18 protein-coding genes are annotated in these 16,029 nt (G+C 70.7%); 5 read left to right on the top strand and 13 right to left on the bottom strand.

The annotated features are described in order from the left end of the window. The first annotated feature begins 19 nt into the window (after positions 1-19). Both BM43_RS03880 and BM43_RS03885 read left to right on the top strand, forming a co-directional pair. Positions 20-2,131, top strand: a complete 2,112-nt coding sequence (locus BM43_RS03880) for a TonB-dependent receptor family protein (protein WP_036056775.1) — start codon at positions 20-22, stop codon at positions 2,129-2,131. A gap of 94 nt (positions 2,132-2,225) precedes the next feature. Beyond that, complete coding sequence (locus BM43_RS03885) at positions 2,226-2,636, top strand: RidA family protein (RefSeq protein WP_036056774.1); 411 nt, start codon at positions 2,226-2,228, stop codon at positions 2,634-2,636. 60 nt (positions 2,637-2,696) lie between these two features. Here the strand turns inward: BM43_RS03885 and BM43_RS03890 are convergent, their stop codons facing one another. The 13 genes from BM43_RS03890 to BM43_RS03950 all read right to left on the bottom strand — a co-directional run bounded on the left by BM43_RS03890 (position 2,697) and on the right by BM43_RS03950 (position 13,167). Further along, positions 2,697-3,551 carry an ABC transporter ATP-binding protein gene (locus BM43_RS03890; RefSeq protein WP_036056773.1) on the bottom strand — a complete coding sequence of 285 codons (855 nt, stop codon included), beginning with the start codon at positions 3,549-3,551 and terminating at the stop codon, positions 2,697-2,699. Continuing rightward, the gene (locus tag BM43_RS03895) at positions 3,548-4,600 is read right to left on the bottom strand and encodes an ABC transporter substrate-binding protein (RefSeq protein WP_036056772.1); all 1,053 of its coding nucleotides are present in this window, start codon (positions 4,598-4,600) and stop codon (positions 3,548-3,550) included. Before BM43_RS03895 ends, BM43_RS03890 begins: the two co-directional genes overlap by 4 nt. 11 nt (positions 4,601-4,611) lie before the next feature. Beyond that, positions 4,612-5,616, bottom strand: a complete 1,005-nt coding sequence (locus BM43_RS03900; RefSeq protein WP_052409236.1) for a FecCD family ABC transporter permease — start codon at positions 5,614-5,616, stop codon at positions 4,612-4,614. Positions 5,617-5,630: 14 nt separating this feature from the next. Then, positions 5,631-6,686 (bottom strand): FecCD family ABC transporter permease, encoded by a 1,056-nt coding sequence (locus BM43_RS03905; protein ID WP_036056771.1) that lies wholly within the window; start codon positions 6,684-6,686, stop codon positions 5,631-5,633. Between the two features lie 354 nt (positions 6,687-7,040). Next, the gene (locus BM43_RS03910) at positions 7,041-7,409 is read right to left on the bottom strand and encodes a copper resistance CopC family protein (protein WP_017921738.1); all 369 of its coding nucleotides are present in this window, start codon (positions 7,407-7,409) and stop codon (positions 7,041-7,043) included. Between the two features lie 34 nt (positions 7,410-7,443). Further along, positions 7,444-7,890, bottom strand: coding sequence for a copper chaperone PCu(A)C (locus tag BM43_RS03915; RefSeq protein ID WP_013689810.1), 447 nt, complete (start codon positions 7,888-7,890; stop codon positions 7,444-7,446). A 54-nt stretch (positions 7,891-7,944) separates the two neighbouring features. Then, positions 7,945-8,595 carry an SCO family protein gene (locus BM43_RS03920; protein ID WP_013689811.1) on the bottom strand — a complete coding sequence of 217 codons (651 nt, stop codon included), beginning with the start codon at positions 8,593-8,595 and terminating at the stop codon, positions 7,945-7,947. A 144-nt stretch (positions 8,596-8,739) separates the two neighbouring features. Further along, positions 8,740-9,105, bottom strand: a complete 366-nt coding sequence (locus BM43_RS03925; RefSeq protein WP_036034666.1) for a DUF2946 family protein — start codon at positions 9,103-9,105, stop codon at positions 8,740-8,742. 319 nt (positions 9,106-9,424) lie between these two features. Next, complete coding sequence (locus BM43_RS03930) at positions 9,425-9,661, bottom strand: hypothetical protein (protein ID WP_036034613.1); 237 nt, start codon at positions 9,659-9,661, stop codon at positions 9,425-9,427. 398 nt (positions 9,662-10,059) lie between these two features. After that, entirely contained in the window at positions 10,060-10,779 is a 720-nt protein-coding gene (locus BM43_RS03935) for an amino acid ABC transporter ATP-binding protein (protein WP_025100937.1), read from the bottom strand. Then, positions 10,766-11,416 carry an amino acid ABC transporter permease gene (locus tag BM43_RS03940; RefSeq protein ID WP_013689815.1) on the bottom strand — a complete coding sequence of 217 codons (651 nt, stop codon included), beginning with the start codon at positions 11,414-11,416 and terminating at the stop codon, positions 10,766-10,768. The genes BM43_RS03935 and BM43_RS03940 overlap by 14 nt, the downstream gene beginning before the upstream one ends. Next, the gene (locus tag BM43_RS03945) at positions 11,413-12,099 is read right to left on the bottom strand and encodes an amino acid ABC transporter permease (protein ID WP_013689816.1); all 687 of its coding nucleotides are present in this window, start codon (positions 12,097-12,099) and stop codon (positions 11,413-11,415) included. The genes BM43_RS03940 and BM43_RS03945 overlap by 4 nt, the downstream gene beginning before the upstream one ends. A gap of 258 nt (positions 12,100-12,357) precedes the next feature. Beyond that, entirely contained in the window at positions 12,358-13,167 is an 810-nt protein-coding gene (locus BM43_RS03950; protein WP_036056770.1) for a transporter substrate-binding domain-containing protein, read from the bottom strand. 597 nt (positions 13,168-13,764) lie between these two features. Between BM43_RS03950 and BM43_RS03955 the strand changes: the two genes are divergently transcribed. The 3 genes from BM43_RS03955 to BM43_RS03965 all read left to right on the top strand — a co-directional run bounded on the left by BM43_RS03955 (position 13,765) and on the right by BM43_RS03965 (position 15,936). Beyond that, positions 13,765-14,289: a sigma-70 family RNA polymerase sigma factor gene (locus tag BM43_RS03955; protein WP_025100934.1), complete on the top strand. Its 525-nt coding sequence runs from the start codon at positions 13,765-13,767 to the stop codon at positions 14,287-14,289. Continuing rightward, positions 14,268-15,296, top strand: a complete 1,029-nt coding sequence (locus BM43_RS03960) for a FecR domain-containing protein (RefSeq protein WP_036056769.1) — start codon at positions 14,268-14,270, stop codon at positions 15,294-15,296. Before BM43_RS03955 ends, BM43_RS03960 begins: the two co-directional genes overlap by 22 nt. A 160-nt stretch (positions 15,297-15,456) precedes the next feature. Continuing rightward, the gene (locus BM43_RS03965; RefSeq protein ID WP_036056768.1) at positions 15,457-15,936 is read left to right on the top strand and encodes a hypothetical protein; all 480 of its coding nucleotides are present in this window, start codon (positions 15,457-15,459) and stop codon (positions 15,934-15,936) included. Positions 15,937-16,029 lie beyond the last annotated feature (93 nt).

Genomic DNA, 16,029 nt, shown 5'->3' on the forward strand with positions numbered 1-16,029 from the left:
GACATCAGTACAACGAAAAATGATCCGTCCTTCCCGCATCGCCATCGCGATGGCCGGCGCGCTGTCAGCGCTGTCCGCCTCCGCCGCTGTTTCGCAGACCACCGACGCGGCGAGCGAGCCGCCGGCCACGCCGCTGCCCTCGATCTCCGTGAAGGCCAGCGCGAACGCCTCGCCGACCTCGCTCGGCACCGAGGCGCTGAAGCGCCGGCTCGACCAGACGGTCGGCTCGGTCGGTTTCGTCGATGCCGCCAGCTACACCAACAGCTATGCCTTCACCTTGCGCGACGTGCTGAAGGACGCGCCGGGCGTGTTCGTCGAGAATCGCTACGGCCAGGAGCTGCGCCTGTCGATCCGCGGCTCGGGCATCGCGCGCGGCTACCACGCGCGCGGCCTCGACATCCTGCAGGACGGCATCCCGACCAATCTCGCCGACGGCAGCGGCGACTACTACCAGATCGATCCGCTCGGCCTGCAGGCCACCGAGATCTACAAGGGCGGCAACGGCCTGCAATACGGCGCCTCGACGCTGGGCGGCGCCATCAACTTCGTCACGCCGACCGCCTACACGGCCGAGGCGCCGAACATCCTGCGCATCGAGGGCGGCAGCCACGGCACGTTGCGCACCAGCGCGCAGATCTCGCGCGTGATCGGCCCGCTCGATTTCCTCGCCACCTTCAGCGTCAACCACGCCGACGGCTGGCGCGACCACGAGCGCGGCCAGTACGAGCAGTTCAATGCCAACGTTGGTTATCGCTTCAGCCCCAGCGTGGAGACGCGCTTCTACGTGGGCGCCTACGTGGTGGACCAGCAACTGCCGGGTTCGCTGTCGCTGGCCGATGCGCTGAACCATCCCACGCGCGCGGCGCCTAGCGCCTTGTCGGGCGACCAGGCGCGCAACACGCGCACCGAGCGCATCGCCAACCGCACCACGGTCAAGCTCGACCAGGGCGAACTGCAGTTCGACACCTGGGCGATCCACAAGAGCCTCTACCACCCGATCTTCCAGGCGATCGACCAGGACGGCTGGACCTACGGCTTCGCGCCGCGCCTGAGCCTGCATCCCGAGCTGGCCGGCATGCGCGACGAGCTGATCGTCGGCGCGCGCTTCTTCGGCGGGCGCACGCAGGCGAACCAGTATCTGAACGTCAACGGCGATCGCGGCGCGCAGACGCTCGACTCGACGCAAACGGCCTTCAACTACGAGGCCTATGTCGAGAACCGGCTGTTCTTCCTGCCCAGCGTCGCGCTGATGACGGGCGTGAAGCTGCTGCATTCGGTGCGCGAGTACATCGACTATGGCGGTCTGCCGAACGATGCGAACTACAAGTCGACGCGCGCCTCGTATAGCGGCGTGAACCCGAAGCTGGGCCTGCTGTGGCAGCCCAGGCGCGAGATCCAGGCCTTCGTCGACATCACGCGCAGCCAGGACGTGCCCGATTTCACCGATCTCGCGCAGACCTTCGCCACCACCACCCGGTTCACGCCGCTGGCCGCGCAGCACGCCTGGACGCTGGAGCTCGGCACGCGCGGCACGCACGACCGGCTGAGTTGGGACCTGAGCGCCTATCGCTCGCTGGTGCGCGACCAGTTGCTGCAATACACCACCAATCCCGACATCCCGGCCGCCACCTTCAACGCCAAGCGCACGGTGCTGCAGGGCATCGAGGCCGGCGCCGCCTTCGATCTCTGGCGCGACCTCACGCGCCGCGGCGCGGGCGATCGCATCAGCGTGTCGGGCGTCTGGAACCTCAGCGATTTCCGTTTCAAGGACGATCCGCAATACGGCTCGAACCGCATCGCCGGCGTGCCGCTCAACGTGCTGCGCGGCGTGCTCGCTTATACGCGGCCGAACGGCTTCCATGTCTCGGCGAGCGTCGACTGGGTGCCTTCGGGCGCCTGGGCCGACGACGCGAACACGCTGCGCGCGCCAAGCTACACGGTGTTCGGCCTGCAGGCGGGGATGGACTTCCGCAACGGGCTGTCGATCTACCTCGACGCGCGCAACCTGGCCAACAAGCGCTACGTCTCGGACATCAGCACGGTCGCCAACGCGCGGACCGCCTCGAGCACCGCGATCTTCTATCCCGGCGAGGGGCGCAGCCTGTTCGCGGGGATGCGCTACGCGTTCTGAGCCCGGCGGCAGGCGAGCGGAAGGGGGCCGCGCGCCGATTTTTGGCTCGCTAGAATCGACGCTCCCGTTTCCCCTCATGCGCGGAGCGACGCCGATGGTTTCCCAGGTGGCTGGCGATACGAAGTTCTGGATGGTCGAGGGCGCGCCGACGCCGGTCGGCCCGTTTTCCCACGCGACCGAGCGCGACGGCTGGATCTTCGTGACGGGGCAGATGCCGACCTGGCCCGAGGACGACGAGGCGCCGCTGCCCGGCGGCGTGCTCGCCCAGACGCGCCGCGTGATGGACAACCTGATCCTGGTGCTGGAAGGGCTGGGGCTGGGTCTGGAGCACGTGCTGTCGGCGCGTATCTTCCTCACCGAGTTCAAGCGCGACTACGCCCTCATGAACGAGACCTACGCGTCCTATTTCCCGCCGGGGCGGCTGCCGGCGCGAACCTGCATCGGCGTGACGGGGCTCGCGCGCGATGCGCTGGTGGAGATCGACTTCATCGCGAAACGGCCCTGAGGCGATGCCGAAGCGGCCTGAAGCCGGCCGCGATTTTCATGCCGATTCTCGTGCCGATCTTCATGCCGCCGCCGCCCCCGCGCCGCGCCGCTTGCCGGCCCTGAGCGGCAGCACCAGCGGCGTGCCCGTGACGGGATCCTCGATCACGCGCACCTCCAGCCCGAAGGCCTCGCGGACGGTGGCCGGCGTGATCGCCGCGCCCGGCTCGCCGCTGGTGACGATCCGGCCGTCCTTCATCACGATGATCCGGTCGGCATAACGGCAAGCCTCGTTCAGGTCGTGCAGCACGGCCACCACGGTGGTGCCGAAGCGCGTGTTCAGCTCGTGGCAGAGTTCGAGCACGTCGATCTGGTGCGCCAGGTCGAGATAGGTGGTGGGCTCGTCGAGCAGCAGGATCTCGGTCTGCTGGGCCAGCGCCATCGCGATCCAGACGCGCTGGCGCTGGCCGCCCGACAGTTCCGCCACGCGCCGCCCGGCCAGCTCGGCCACGTCGGTGCGCGCCATCGCCTCGCGCACCGCGGCGCGATCCGCCTCGCTGGTCCACTGCAGCAGCGATTGATGGGGATACCGCCCGCGCCCCACCAGCTCGGCGACCGTGATGCCCTCGGGTGCCGTCGAGGATTGCGGCAGGAAGCCGACCTGGCGCGCATAGGCCTTCGGCGCGTAGCCGGCGGCCTCGCGCCCGTCCAGCAGCACCGCGCCGCCCTGCGGGCTCAGCACGCGGCTCAGCGCCTTCAGCAGGGTCGACTTCCCGCAGCCGTTGGGCCCGACGATGGTGGTGAACGCATGCGGCGCGATCGCCACGTCGAGATGCGCGATGATCGGCGCGCCGCCGGGATAGTGCAGGCTCAGGTCGACCGCGCGCAGGCCTTCTTCCCGGCACGCGGCGGGCTGTTGCGCGTCGCGGCCGTTCATTGGCCGGCTCCGGTCAGCGCGCGGGCGATGCGCGGCACCAACTGGTCGAGCGTGGCGTCGATGCTGGTCGGCGAGCCGGTGGCGAAGGCGGCGCGCAGCGCGGCGTCGCGCTGGTTGTCGAGCACCACCAGGCGATGCCGGCGCGCCGCGTCGAGCGCCTGCACCGCCGGCTCGGCCAGCAGCGAGGCGGCCGGCCGCGCGAAGGCCACCAGCACCACCAGGTCGGCGTCGATGGCCGAGGTCCGCTCGATCGGCAGGTCCGCGTAGTAGTTGCGCGCGGGCAGCGTCTTCAGCGTCGGTGACAGCTTCATGCCGAGATCCTCCAGCAGTCGCGGGCGCACGTCGCCTTCCACATAGGCATGCCAGCCGTTCTGCACGCCCCAGTCGATGCTGAAGCTGCGGCCCGCGAACTCCGGGTGGGCGCGCCGCGCGGCGGCGATGCGGGCCTCGGTATCGGCGATCAGCCGTTCGCCGGCCGCCACGCGGCCGAGCGCCAGCGCATCGATGCGCACCTGCTGCTGCCAGGGCAGGTTGTTGTCGCGCACCTCCTTCGGCGAGGCGACGGTCGGCGCGATCCGCGACAGCAGCGCGTAATTGGCTTGCGAGCTGTTGTCGCGGCCGTTGACGTCGAGGATCAGGTCCGGATGCAGCGCGGCGATGCGCCGGAAGTCGAGGTCGCCGCGCGGCAGGATCACGGGCGCCGTGCCGTGCACCAGCGCCTGCGACCAGGGATTGACCTGGCCGTCCTTCAGCCCCAGTTGCTGCCAGTCCTGGATCGCCACCGGCGTGACGCCCAGCGCGAGCACCACGTCGGCCTCGTTCCAGCCCAGCACCACCACGCGCTGCGGCGCGCGGGGGATGATCGTCGAGCCCCATTGATGCGCGATGGTGACCGGGAAGGCGGGCGCGGCTTCGGCCTGCGCGCGGCGGGTGCCGAATCCGGCGAGCAGCAGCGTCGTCGCGGCGGCCAGGCCGAGGAAGCGGCGCAGCGCGCCGGCGGCCGGCATCGCGCGAAGGCGCGAGCCATGGAGAAGTTCGGAGCCGATCATTCGTGATCCTTTCAAAACGCGTTGCCGCGCGCGCCGGGGCGATCGGCGCGCAGCAGCAGCGTGAGCAGGTACAGGCCGCCGAGCGCGCCCGTGACGATGCCCACCGGCGGATGGATGGGCAGGGCGTTGGCGGCCACCGCGTCGCAGCCCGTCACCAGCACGGCGCCGACCAGGGCCGGCGCCAGCGGGTTGGCCAGGCGTGCGCCGTGCAGGCGGCGCGCGATATGCGGCGCGGCCAGCGCGACGAAGGCGATCGGGCCGGTGACGGCGGTTGCCGCGGCCACCAGCAGCACGCCGGTGACGATCCAGCCGGCGCGCTGCCGGCCTGGCCGCGCGCCGAGCGTGGTGACCAGGCTGTCCTCCAGTTCGATCAGCCCGAAGCTGCGATGCCGCAGCAGGCACAACGCGATCAGGGCCGCCAGCGCCGCGGCGAGGCCCGGCAGGTCGTGCCAGGCGGCGGTATTGAGGCTGCCCGACAGCCAGGCCAGCACCACCTGGGTGTCCTGCACGTCGGCCTCGAGCAGCAGGTAGCCGTTCACGGCCGCCAGCAGCGCCGAGATCATGATGCCGCTCAGGATCAGCCGGCGCGGCGAGGCGCGCAGCCCGCCGGCCAGCCCATAGACCACCAGCGCCGCCAGCAGCCCGCCGGCCACCGCCATGCCTGCCGTGAAGCCCGGCTGGCTCTCGCCGAGCCGCAGCGCGAGGATCGCGCCGCTGGCCGCGCCGGCGCCGAAGCCGAGCACGTCGGGGCTCGCCAGCGGGTTGCGCGTGACGGTCTGGAAGATCGCGCCCGAGGCGCCCAGCGCGACGCCGGCCAGCGCGCCGAGCAGGTAGCGCGGCAGGCCGAGCGTGAGCACCGCGAAGCGGTCTGGCGAGGCGGGATCGAGCAGCGCATGCCATAGCGCGCCTGGCGAGATGCCGAACGGGCCGAGGCAGAGCTGGGCCGCGAGCGTGGCGGCCAGCAGCGCGAGTCCGAGCAGGATCGCGAGCACGATCGAAGGCAGTCGGCGAGGCATCGGTCGCGCGGGTTTCATGGCGCGAACTTCGCGCGCCGCATCAGCACGAAAAACAGCGGCGCGCCGATCACGGCCGATACCGCGCCGGCCGGAATCTCGCTGCCCGGCACCAGCAGGCGGCCGAGGATGTCGGCCGCGAGCAGCAGCGCCGCGCCGAGCAGCGCGCAGGCCGGCAGCACGCGGCGCAGGCCGATGCCCACCAGCATCCGCGCCAGGTGCGGCACCAGCAGGCCGACGAACACGATCGGGCCGGCGGCGGCGGTGGCCGCGCCGCACAGCATCGAGATCGCGGCGCCGCAGGCGATCAGCAGGCGCCCACGGTGGATGCCGAGCGCGAGCGCGTGTTCGTCGCCCATCGCCACCACGTCGAGCGGGCGCGCCAGTGCGAGGCTGGCGGCCAGGCCCCCGAGCAGGCAGGCGGCCAGGATCGGCAGCATGGCCTCGCCGCGATCGGCCACCGAGCCGACCGCCCATAGCCGGAACTGTTCGAGACTGTTGGGCTGGAGCAGGCTCAGGCCGGCGGTGGTGGATTCGAGGCTGGCGCCGAGCGCGGTGCCGGTCAGCAGCAGCCGCACCGGGTCGCTCGAACGCGACAGCAGGCGCGAGGCGAACACCAGGCCGGCGACCACGGCGGCGCCGGCGAAGGCCAGGCCGAATTGCGCGAGCGGGGCGATCACGCCGGCGCCGATGCCGAGCACCACGAACAGCCCCGCGCCCGAGTTGACGCCGAGGATGCCGGGGCCGGCCAGGGGATTGCGCGTGAGGGTCTGGACCAGGCAACCGGCCAGGCCGAGCGCGCCGCCCACCAGGATCGCGAGTTCGGTGCGCGGCAGCCGGTAGTCGCGGATCGTCGGCCAGGCCTCGCCTTGCGCGTGCCACAAGGAGCGCAGCGTGAGCGCGATCGGCAAGCCATGCGAGCCGACCAGCAGGCTGAGCACCGCCAGGCCCGCCAGCAGCGTGCCGAGCGCGACCAGCGCCAGCCACCAGGGGCGGCGCGGCGCCGGGGTGGCGCGCTGGCTTGCCGCGAAATCGCCGCTAACGGCCGTCGCTGCCCATCGTGGCGATTTCAAGGTCCTGGCTGTTCCATCGGGAGCGCAGCGGCAGGCGATCGAGGCGATCGGCCGGATGCGCGGGAAGTGTCGTGCTGCGTCGTCAAATGGAAATGATTCGTTTTTCCATCGGCGCAGTGTAGGCGGCGCGATGTCAAGGTTTCGTTAAGACGCGCGCGCGATGGGCGATCTGTCACGAGCCTGACGGGAAAGTGTGCCGAGGGAGGGAGGATGCGGGCGCGCACGGGGAAGGAGGCCCACGCGCTATGGATTGCGCGCGGGCCGTCCCCTGCTTGTCGTTACTGCTTTTTTTACTGCTTTTTATAAAGGTGCCGCGGGTGCTGCCTGATGTTGCCTGGTGAAGCCGGGCGACGCTTATTGCGCCGTGAAGCTGTAGCTGCCTTGCGTGCGATGGCCGTCGGTGGCCACCGCCACCCAGTTGACCGTGTAGACGCCCGGCTTGAGCGCGGCGAGATCGACGCTCATGTGCTTCTTGTCGCTGCCGCTGACGCTCGACTTGTCGCGCGTGACCGAGGCGCCGGCCGCGTCGCTGACCTTCAGCGAGCTGAAGGCCGGCTCCAGGCCCTCGTCGAAGTCGATCGACACGCTGGCGGTGGCGGCCGGCACGGTGGCGCCGGCCTCGGGGCTGCGCTGCTTCGGATGCGCGTGGGCGAAGGCGAGCGGCGCGACGGCCGCGAGCAGCAGGGCGGCGGCGCCGTGCGCCGCGAACTGGCGAATCTTCATGGCGGGATTCCGGTTGGGTTCGAGGGAAGGCGGCTTACTTCGACATCGCCTTGGGGCTTTCGACCTTGCACTGCGCGCTGAGCTTCTCGCCGTCGCCGAAGCTCAGCGTGAGCGGGATCGTCGAGCCGATCTTGAGCGCCTGCCTGGGCTCTTCCAGCATCACGTGATAGCCGCCCGGCGCGAACGACAGGGTGCCCTTGGCGGGCACCGTGGCGGTGTCGACCATCACCATCTTCGACATGCTGCCGTTGCTCTGGGTCTGGTGCAGCATGGCCATGCCGAACGCCTCGGAATCGACGCCGGTGAGCTGGACCGGCTTGTCGCCGCTGTTGGCGACTTCGAAGAAGCCGCCCGAGGGGATGCCGGCGGGCATCGCGCGGATCCAGCACTTCGAGACGGACAGGGCGTCGGGCGCGGCGAAGGCGGTCGAGCCGGCGACGGCGAGGGAGGCGGCGGCGAGCAGGCGGATGGCGGTTTTCATGGTTCGGATGTCCTTGGAATATGAGTGATGCGTGATGTCGTGACGGGCGGCGCCTCAGGCGTCGCTGCCCTTGAGCAGCAGCGGCAGGTCGTGCACCCAGGGCGGGGTGCCCTGGCCGTCGCGCGCGAACAGGCGCAGTTTGCCGCTCGGGTCGAACACCACGCTCGCGGCCGTGTGGTTCATCGAGTAGTTGTCGGGCTTGCTGCCCGCCACCTGCTCGTAGGTAATGCGGAAGTCGTTGGTCACCTGCTTCAACTGCGCGTCGTTGGCCGGGCGCAGCGCGCGGAACGAGGGATCGAAGGCGCTCACGTACTGCGACAGGACCTGGTCGGTGTCGCGCTTCGGGTCGACGCTGACGAACAGCACCTGCACGCGCTTGGCGACGTCGGGGCCGAGCTGGTTGAGCGACTGCGCGAGCTCGGCCAGCGTGGTCGGGCACACGTCGGGGCAGTGCGTGTAGCCGAACAGCAGCACCACCACCTTGCCGCGATAGTCGGCCAGGGTGCGCAGCTTGCCGTCGGTATCGGGCAGCGAGAAGTCCTTGCCGAACTGCGTGTTGCCGGTGATGTCGAGGTTGTTGAACGAAGGCTGGTCCTGCTGGCAGCCGCTCAGGGCGGCCGTGCCGGCCAGCGCCGCGCAGACCAGCGCGAGCGTGGCGGCGCCGCGCGAGGCGCGCAGCGGTAAGGCGGTCAAATGCTTGAACATGGTGGTCTCGCCACGAATATCAGGAGATCGAAGGAGCGGACGATCGCGCGACAGGGCGCGCTGGCTCGGGACGAGGCGGCCGGCTCGGGCCAGGCAGGTCTCGGCGGCGGGCGCGGGCCCGCGCGATCGAACGCAGCGGCGGAATCAGGCCAGCGAGGGTGGCGCGCGCGCCGGCGCGGCCAGCGAGGGGAAGGAGCGGGGCGGCGGGGCCGGCGCGAGCAGCGGCACGCGGCGCACGAGGGGATGCAGCAGGGCATCGGCGGGCGCGGCGGCGGCCGGCGCATAGGCATGCGAGGCCAGCAAGTCGCAATAGCCGCAAGCCGACAAGGCGTCGCGCGGCAGCTCGTGCCGGTCGACATGCTGCGCCGCCGCGCAGATCGGCGCGTCAGGCCGATGCGCGGCCGCCGCTTCCGCCAGCTGGCTGGCGAGCGGCATCAGCACCAGCAGCCAGATGGCCAGCAGGCCAAGCCAGGCGGTCAGACGACGTCGGGAGGAGATGGGCGACAGCATCGCGCGATGGTAAACCACTGCGGCGCGATTTGCGTCGGGAATGTGTCAGGCGGGACGGCGGAACGGGCTTGCGCGCTGAAAGGTGAGGCGATTTGTCGCGTGAGGCAATCGGCGCTGAGGCTGGGGGCAGGCGCGGTGAAGACGAATGGTGGTTTATCGGGCGGTGGCGGTGGCGGTGGCGGTGGCGGTGGCGGTGGCGGTGGCGGTGGCGGTGGCGTCGCGCGGGGTGCGGCCCTTCACGCCAGAAGCAGGACGGCGCGAATGCGCGCGCCGCAGGCTGCCCCGCCCGCCGCGCGCATTCGCCGTGCCACGCTCACCCTCACGCGCCCGGCGCCAGGTCGCGGATCGCCGGCGTGGCCGACGGAATCCGTCCTGCGGCCGCCAGCACCGAGCGGCCGGTGGCCGTCAGCGCCGGTCGCGCGACGCCGTCCTCGTGCGGCTCGACCGACACCAGCCGGTGTTCGAGCAGCGTGTCGATCTCGGCGCGATCGGGATCGATCCCGTCGGGCGCGCCGTGGATCAGCATCAGGGTGGCAAGTTCGTGTGGGCTCAGCATGGTCGACTCCGAAGGCAGGGCAGCCGCGTCGCAGACGCGGGGACATCGGAAATACCGTATCGACGTGACGCGATGATGACGAAGGCCGCGCGCGGGGCGGCCGGGCCTGTCGCTACGGTGGAGCGTCGAGCGTGGCGGTGGCACCCGCGACACGCTCGATATGCTGTCATGGACCGCGCGCGACGGCCGGCCGTTCCCCTCGATTGTGTTACCGAGGGTCCCCGTTGCAAGGGGCGGTAAGCGAGGCCTCGCCATCGCACCGCACAAGCCGCGCGCGACACGGGCGACGCTCGCGCGCGAGCCCCGCCAGCGCGACGTCGCGACCAAGGCCAGCCGATGCTGCGCCGCGCGAGCGGGGCGAAACGCGTCCTTGCATTGCGCTCGCCGCCGGCGCGAATTCACTGCACGAAACGCTGCAACTCGATCGTCTTCGGCGCGCCGAAGATCTGCTCGGGCGGCCCGCTTTCCCACACGCGCCCCTGGTGCATGAACACCACCTGGTCGCTCACGGCGCGCGCGAAGCGCATCTCGTGCGTGACCATGATCAGCGTCATGTCCTCCTTGGCGAGGTTCTCCACCACGCCCAGCACTTCCGCCACCAGCTCCGGATCGAGCGCCGAGGTGATCTCGTCGCACAACAGCACGGCCGGCTTCATCGCCAGCGCGCGGGCGATCGCCACGCGTTGCTGCTGCCCGCCGGAAAGCTGTTCCGGATAGGCATCGAACTTGTCGCCGAGGCCCACGCGCTCCAGCATCAGCTCGGCGATCGCGCGCGCCTGGTGGCGGTTGGCCTGCTTGACCACGGTCTGCGCCAGCATCACGTTCTGGCCCGCGCTCAGGTGCGGGAACAGGTTGTACTGCTGGAACACCATGCCCACCTTCAGGCGCAGCGCGCGCAGGTCGCCGCGGCGCGCGTCGACGGTGGTGCCGTCGATGGTGATCGAGCCGGCGTCGATGCTTTCCAGGCCGTTGAGCGTGCGCAGCAGGGTGCTCTTGCCCGAGCCGCTGCGGCCGATGATGCTCACCACCTGGCCGCGCTCGACGCTGAAGTCGATGCCTTTCAGCACATGGTTCGCGCCGAAGTTCTTCTCCAGCGCGCGGGTTTCAACGAGCGGCATGCCATTTCCTTTGCAAGACGCGCGCCCAGCGGGTCAGCGGATAGCAGAGCGCGAAATAGATGAGGGCCACCAGCCCATAGACCAGGAACGGCCGGAAGGTCGCGTTCGAGATCACGGTGCCGGCGCGGGTCAACTCGGTGAAGCCGATGATCGAGACCAGCGCGGTGTCCTTGACGGCCTGCACGCCGAAGCCGACGGTCGGCCCCACGGCGATGCGCGCGGCCTGCGGCAGGATCACGTGGCGCAACTGCTCGAGATAGCTCATCGCCAGGCTCGCCGAGGCTTCCCACTGGCCGCGCGGCACCGCCTCGACGCAGCCGCGCCAGATCTCGGCCAGGTAGGCGCTGGTGAAGAAGGTCAGGCCCAGCGTGGCGGCCACCCAGGGCGGCACGTCGAGGCCGGCCAGCGGCAGCCCGAAGAACACCACGAAGATCTGCATCAGCAGCGGCGTGCCCTGGAAGATCTCGATGTAGAGCTTCACGGCGCCGCGCAGCGCGACGTTGCTGGACACGCGCATCGCCAGCAGGGCCAGCGCGAGCGCGCCGCCGAGCACGAACGAGACCAGCGACAGCACCACGGTCCAGCGCGCGGCCAGCAGCAGGTTGTCGAGGATCTGCCAGAAGCTGAATTCGATCATCGCGCACCTCCCGCGCGGCGCAGGAACAGGCGCCGGCCGGCGGTATTCAGCACGAAGCGCAGCAGCAGCGCCATCGCCAGGTAGGCCAGCGTGATCACGAAGTAGGTTTCGAAGGCGCGGAAATTGCGCGACTGGATGTAGCTGGCCGCATAGGTTAGGTCTGCCACCGAGATCTGCGAGACCACCGCCGAGCCGAGCATGGTGATCACGATCTGGCTGGTCAGCGCCGGGAACACCTTGGCGAAGGCCTGCGGCAGCACCACGTGGCGGAACGCCTGGGCGCGCGACATGGCCAGCGCGGCGGCCGCCTCGTGGTGGCCGCGCGGCACCGCGGCCATGCCGGCGCGCACGATCTCGACCGAGTAGGCGCCCAGGTTCAGCGTCATCGCCAGCACCGCGGCCGTTACCTCGCCGATGTGGATGCCCAGCGCGGGCAGGCCGAAGAACACGAAGAACAACTGCACCAGGAAGGGCGTGTTGCGGATCGCCTCGACATAGGCGCCCGTCAGCGCGCGCAGCCAGGCCAGGCCAGGCGCGCGAGTGTCGTGCGCGGCGGCGCCGAGCACGCCGATGGCGAGGCCGAGCACGGTCGACGCGGCGGTGAGCGCGAGCGTGGTCGCCGCGCCGCTGGCGAACATGCCGGCGTAGTCGGCGAGATCGCCGAACTGGAGCTGGTAGGTCATCTCGAGGCTGGGTTGGTTGGGCTTCGGGAGGGGCGGCGCCGCGTTGGGCCGCCCCGGCAGGTCAGGCGCGGGCCGCGTATGTCGTCGCCGCGAGAGCGCCGCGGCGGATGTCGCCCGCGGGCTCGCGAGGGACGGCGTTCGCAGGCCCGCAACGGATCTCGGTCAGTGGCTCGCGACGACCTTCGCTCAGGGGCCCGCGAAGACGCTCGCTCAGGAGCTCGCGACGACCGTCGCTCCGGGCCGCGCGTCGCGCGTCGCTCACAGGCCGGCCGGCAGCGGCTGGCCCAGCCACTTCTTCGAGATCGCGTCGAGCGCGCCGTCCTTCTTGGCCTGCGCGATCGCCGCGTCGACCTTGGCCAGCAGGCGCGGCTCGTTCTTGTTCAGGCCGACGAAGCAGGGCGAGTTCTTGATCACGAACTTGGTTTCGGGGCGGCGCGGCGGGTTCCTGGCGAGGATCGTCGCCGCCACGATGTTGCCGGCCGCGATCAGCTGCACCTGGCCCGACAGGAAGGCCTGAATGGTCGCGTTGTTGTCCTCGAAGCGCTTGATGGTGGCGTTCGGCGCCATCTGGGTCAGCGCGATCTCCTCCAGCGCGCCGCGCGTGGCGCCGACGGTCTTGCCCGTCAGGTCGGCCGGGCCCGCCACCTTGATGTCGGCGGGGCCGAACACGCCCTGGAAGTAGGGGCCGTAGGCGGCCGAGAAGTCGATCACCTTCTCGCGATCGGGCGTCTTGCCGAGCGAGGAGATCACCAGGTCCACCTTGTTGGTGGTCAGGTAGGGAATCCGGTTCGCGCTGTTGACGGGCACCAGTTGCAGCTTCACGCCGAGCGACTTGGCGAGCAGCGCGGCGGTGTCGATGTCGTAGCCCTGCGGCTGCATGTCGGCGCCGACCGAGCCGAACGGCGGATAGTCCTCCGGCACCGCGACGCGCAGGGTGCCGCTCTTGGTGATGGTGTCGAGCGCGTCGGCCTGGGCGGCGTTCGCGCCGAACAGCAGCAGGGCGGGGGCGGCCAGCAGGGCGGCGAGCCAGGCGCGGCGGGAGGAGGTGCGGTTCGGTCGGAAATCCATCGCGGGTTCTCGGGTGGTCTTGTCGGTGAATCGGAGCGGTCGGGTCGGGCCGCCGTGGCGGCCCCCGATGATTTAGCAAGAGCCGGGCCATGTGCCGTTCGGCTGGTCTGGCCACGCTGACCGGCGCGGCGGCGCGTCGATGCACCGTTTTTGCGCGGCGGCGATGCGTCATTCGGGTGCGCGAGCGCGAGGAAGGCGCCGAAAACGGGCGTGGACAGGGCTGGGCGGGATTCGGATCGAGCCGATCAGAGGCGATGGCGAGCTGCCGCAGAGGCGAAAAGCAGGCTCGGCCTTTGTTCATACTGGTATGACCAGTGGAGGCAAAGGCCGGTATTTCCGTTGATCGCGGCCGGCGGACGAATCGAATCAGGTCTGCCGGGATCGGGCGCCGCGGCAAGGTGGAAGCCCCTGTTCTACACCCGGCCGTGGCCGTCGCGACAGGCGCCCGCTGGTCCTTGCCGGCTCGTCATGTCGCCAACCCGCCCCTTATTTCACATGCATCGAGCGATTGCACAAAGCTGTCAGTTATATAAAAATGCGAATGATTCTTATCTTCACTTCGGATTCGAAGTGCTTGCCGCAAAAGGGGTTTCCTCGATGTCCGCCGTCCTCTCCGACGTGCAACGTGAAGTCAGCACCTTGTACCTCGACCATCACGCTTGGCTGCAGGGCTGGCTGCGCCGCAAGCTCGGCAATGCCTCGGACGCGGCGGACCTGGCGCAGGACACCTTCGTGCGGGTGCTGAGCGCCTGGAGCGGGGCCGGCGGTTTCGATCCGCGCGAGCTGCGCGAGCCGCGCGCCTACCTGAGCACGGTTGCCGGTCGCCTGGTGCTCAACCATTACCGCCGCCTGTCGCTCGAACGCGCCTGGCTCGAGGCGCTGGCCCTGCTGCCCGAAGCCTGCGCGCCCTCGGTCGAGGAGCGCTGCCTGGTGCTCGAGACCCTGCACGAGATCGACGCGATGCTCGATCGCCTGCCGCCCAATGTGCGTACCGCCTTCCTGCTGTCTCAACTGGAGGGGCTGACCTATGCCGAGATCGCCCTGCGGCTCGGCATCAGCGATCGCACCGTCAAACGCTACATGGTGAGCGCCTACGAAGCATGCCTGCTGCTGACGCTGTGAGCACGGCGGCCGATCGCGAGGCGCCGCCGCTCGATCGCGCGGTGGCGCGCGCGGCCGCCGGCTGGGCCGTGCGCTTGCGCGAGCGCGCCTCCGCCGAGGACCTGGCCGCCTGCGCGCGCTGGCGCGAGGCCGACCCGGAGCACGAGCGCGCCTGGCAGGGCGTGCTGCGGCTCGACGCGAAGTTCGGCGCGATGCCGGCCGCCGCCGCGCTGCCGGCGCTGGGCCGCGAGCGTCGCGTCGACCGGCGTGCCGCCTTGAAGACGCTGGGCGGCACCGCCGCCGCGCTCGCCCCGGCCGGTTACCTCGCCTATCGGCTGCTGCCCTGGCAGGCCTGGGGCGCCGAGCAGCGCACCGGCCCCGGCGAGCGGCGCGGCCTGATGCTGGCCGACGGCACGCGCATCGAGCTCAATACCGGTTCGGCGCTCAACGTGCGCTTCGATGCCAACGAGCGTCGCGTCGAGCTGGTGGCTGGCGAGATCCTGGTGGCCACCGGCGCCGACGCGCACAGCCCCTATGCCTGGCACCGGCCGTTCGTGGTGCGCACGGCGGCGGGGCGGATCCGCGCGCTCGGCACGCGCTTCGTGGTGCGCGACGGCGTCGAGCCGGCGCGTGCCGCCTCGCGCGTGACCGTGCTCGACGGCGCGGTGGAGATCACGCCGGCCGCCGCGCCCGCGCTGCGGCGCCGGCTCGACGCGGGCCGGCAGCTGTGCTTCTCGGCCGAGGCGATCGGCGCGAGCGGGCCGGCCGATCCACATGCGGCCGACTGGTCGCGCGGCGTGCTGTTCGCGGACCGGATGCGGGTCGGCGCCTTCGCGGCCGAACTCGCGCGCTATCGCCCCGGGCTGCTGCGCTGCGATCCCGCCGTGGCCGAGCTGCGCATCACGGGCGCCTTCCAGATCGACAATACCGACAACATCCTGGCCGCCTTGCCGGCCACGCTGCCGGTGCGCGTGGTCTATCGCACGCGCTACTGGGTGACGATCGAGCCGGCGCGGCCCGAGGCCTGAGCGGCAAAGGCTCGATCGATCCCGGCGGCGAAACGGCGTGCCTTCCATTCCGGAATCTCTCGCCTGGAATCTCTCGTCTGTCGGCGCAATCGCGCGCGGCGGCGTTAGAGGAATATCGGCCCGCTGGCGAAGGGCCTTCGACGGATTCGGGAGACGAAGCATGAAGACATCGGCACGAGCCGGCAGCGCGGCGCGCCTCGCCGGCCTGGCGCTGGCGGCCGGCGCGATGCTGGCGGGCCAGCCTGCCCACGCGGCGGCCGGCACCGGCGCGCTTACGCTGCGCGCGCAGGGCACCTCGACCACCACCACCCTGGTGCTGCGCGATGCCGGGCAGGACCCGGGCGGCAAGCGCCGCTACGCCTACGAGCTGCGCGTCGCGAACGGCGCCTGCCACGCGACGCTGGCGGGCGTGGTGCATCGCGTCTCGAAGACCGACACGGCCGGCGACGATTCCACCTTCCTGCGCAACGGCGAGAGCGTCGACACCAGCGTGTTCCGCGATCTCGCCGACGGCCGCCAGGTGACGCTGACGATCGACGTCAGTTCGCCGAAACCGCAATACGCCGGCGTTGCGGTCGACCAGGCGCCGGCCGGCTGCGCCGACTGGCAGCACCTCGACAGCGAGTTCTACGCCCGCTGATCCGTCGCGGCGGTGCACGATCCGGCATCGCCCGCGCCGATTATGTCCCGATCTGAAACAAGCCGTTGTCCGCCCGCGCTATCGAATGGAACC

The sequence above is a fragment of the Burkholderia gladioli genome, assembly GCF_000959725.1.
Taxonomy (GTDB): Bacteria; Pseudomonadota; Gammaproteobacteria; order Burkholderiales; family Burkholderiaceae; genus Burkholderia; species Burkholderia gladioli.

Coding starts and splice junctions, on each gene's coding strand:
- BM43_RS03880 (WP_036056775.1), top strand. CDS start 20: ATGATCCGTCCTTCCCGCATCGCCATCGCGATGGCCGGCGCGCTGTCA.
- BM43_RS03885 (WP_036056774.1), top strand. CDS start 2,226: ATGGTTTCCCAGGTGGCTGGCGATACGAAGTTCTGGATGGTCGAGGGC.
- BM43_RS03890 (WP_036056773.1), bottom strand. CDS start 3,551: ATGAACGGCCGCGACGCGCAACAGCCCGCCGCGTGCCGGGAAGAAGGC.
- BM43_RS03895 (WP_036056772.1), bottom strand. CDS start 4,600: ATGATCGGCTCCGAACTTCTCCATGGCTCGCGCCTTCGCGCGATGCCG.
- BM43_RS03900 (WP_052409236.1), bottom strand. CDS start 5,616: ATGCCTCGCCGACTGCCTTCGATCGTGCTCGCGATCCTGCTCGGACTC.
- BM43_RS03910 (WP_017921738.1), bottom strand. CDS start 7,409: ATGAAGATTCGCCAGTTCGCGGCGCACGGCGCCGCCGCCCTGCTGCTC.
- BM43_RS03915 (WP_013689810.1), bottom strand. CDS start 7,890: ATGAAAACCGCCATCCGCCTGCTCGCCGCCGCCTCCCTCGCCGTCGCC.
- BM43_RS03920 (WP_013689811.1), bottom strand. CDS start 8,595: ATGTTCAAGCATTTGACCGCCTTACCGCTGCGCGCCTCGCGCGGCGCC.
- BM43_RS03925 (WP_036034666.1), bottom strand. CDS start 9,105: ATGCTGTCGCCCATCTCCTCCCGACGTCGTCTGACCGCCTGGCTTGGC.
- BM43_RS03930 (WP_036034613.1), bottom strand. CDS start 9,661: ATGCTGAGCCCACACGAACTTGCCACCCTGATGCTGATCCACGGCGCG.
- BM43_RS03935 (WP_025100937.1), bottom strand. CDS start 10,779: ATGCCGCTCGTTGAAACCCGCGCGCTGGAGAAGAACTTCGGCGCGAAC.
- BM43_RS03940 (WP_013689815.1), bottom strand. CDS start 11,416: ATGATCGAATTCAGCTTCTGGCAGATCCTCGACAACCTGCTGCTGGCC.
- BM43_RS03945 (WP_013689816.1), bottom strand. CDS start 12,099: ATGACCTACCAGCTCCAGTTCGGCGATCTCGCCGACTACGCCGGCATG.
- BM43_RS03950 (WP_036056770.1), bottom strand. CDS start 13,167: ATGGATTTCCGACCGAACCGCACCTCCTCCCGCCGCGCCTGGCTCGCC.
- BM43_RS03955 (WP_025100934.1), top strand. CDS start 13,765: ATGTCCGCCGTCCTCTCCGACGTGCAACGTGAAGTCAGCACCTTGTAC.
- BM43_RS03960 (WP_036056769.1), top strand. CDS start 14,268: ATGCCTGCTGCTGACGCTGTGAGCACGGCGGCCGATCGCGAGGCGCCG.
- BM43_RS03965 (WP_036056768.1), top strand. CDS start 15,457: ATGAAGACATCGGCACGAGCCGGCAGCGCGGCGCGCCTCGCCGGCCTG.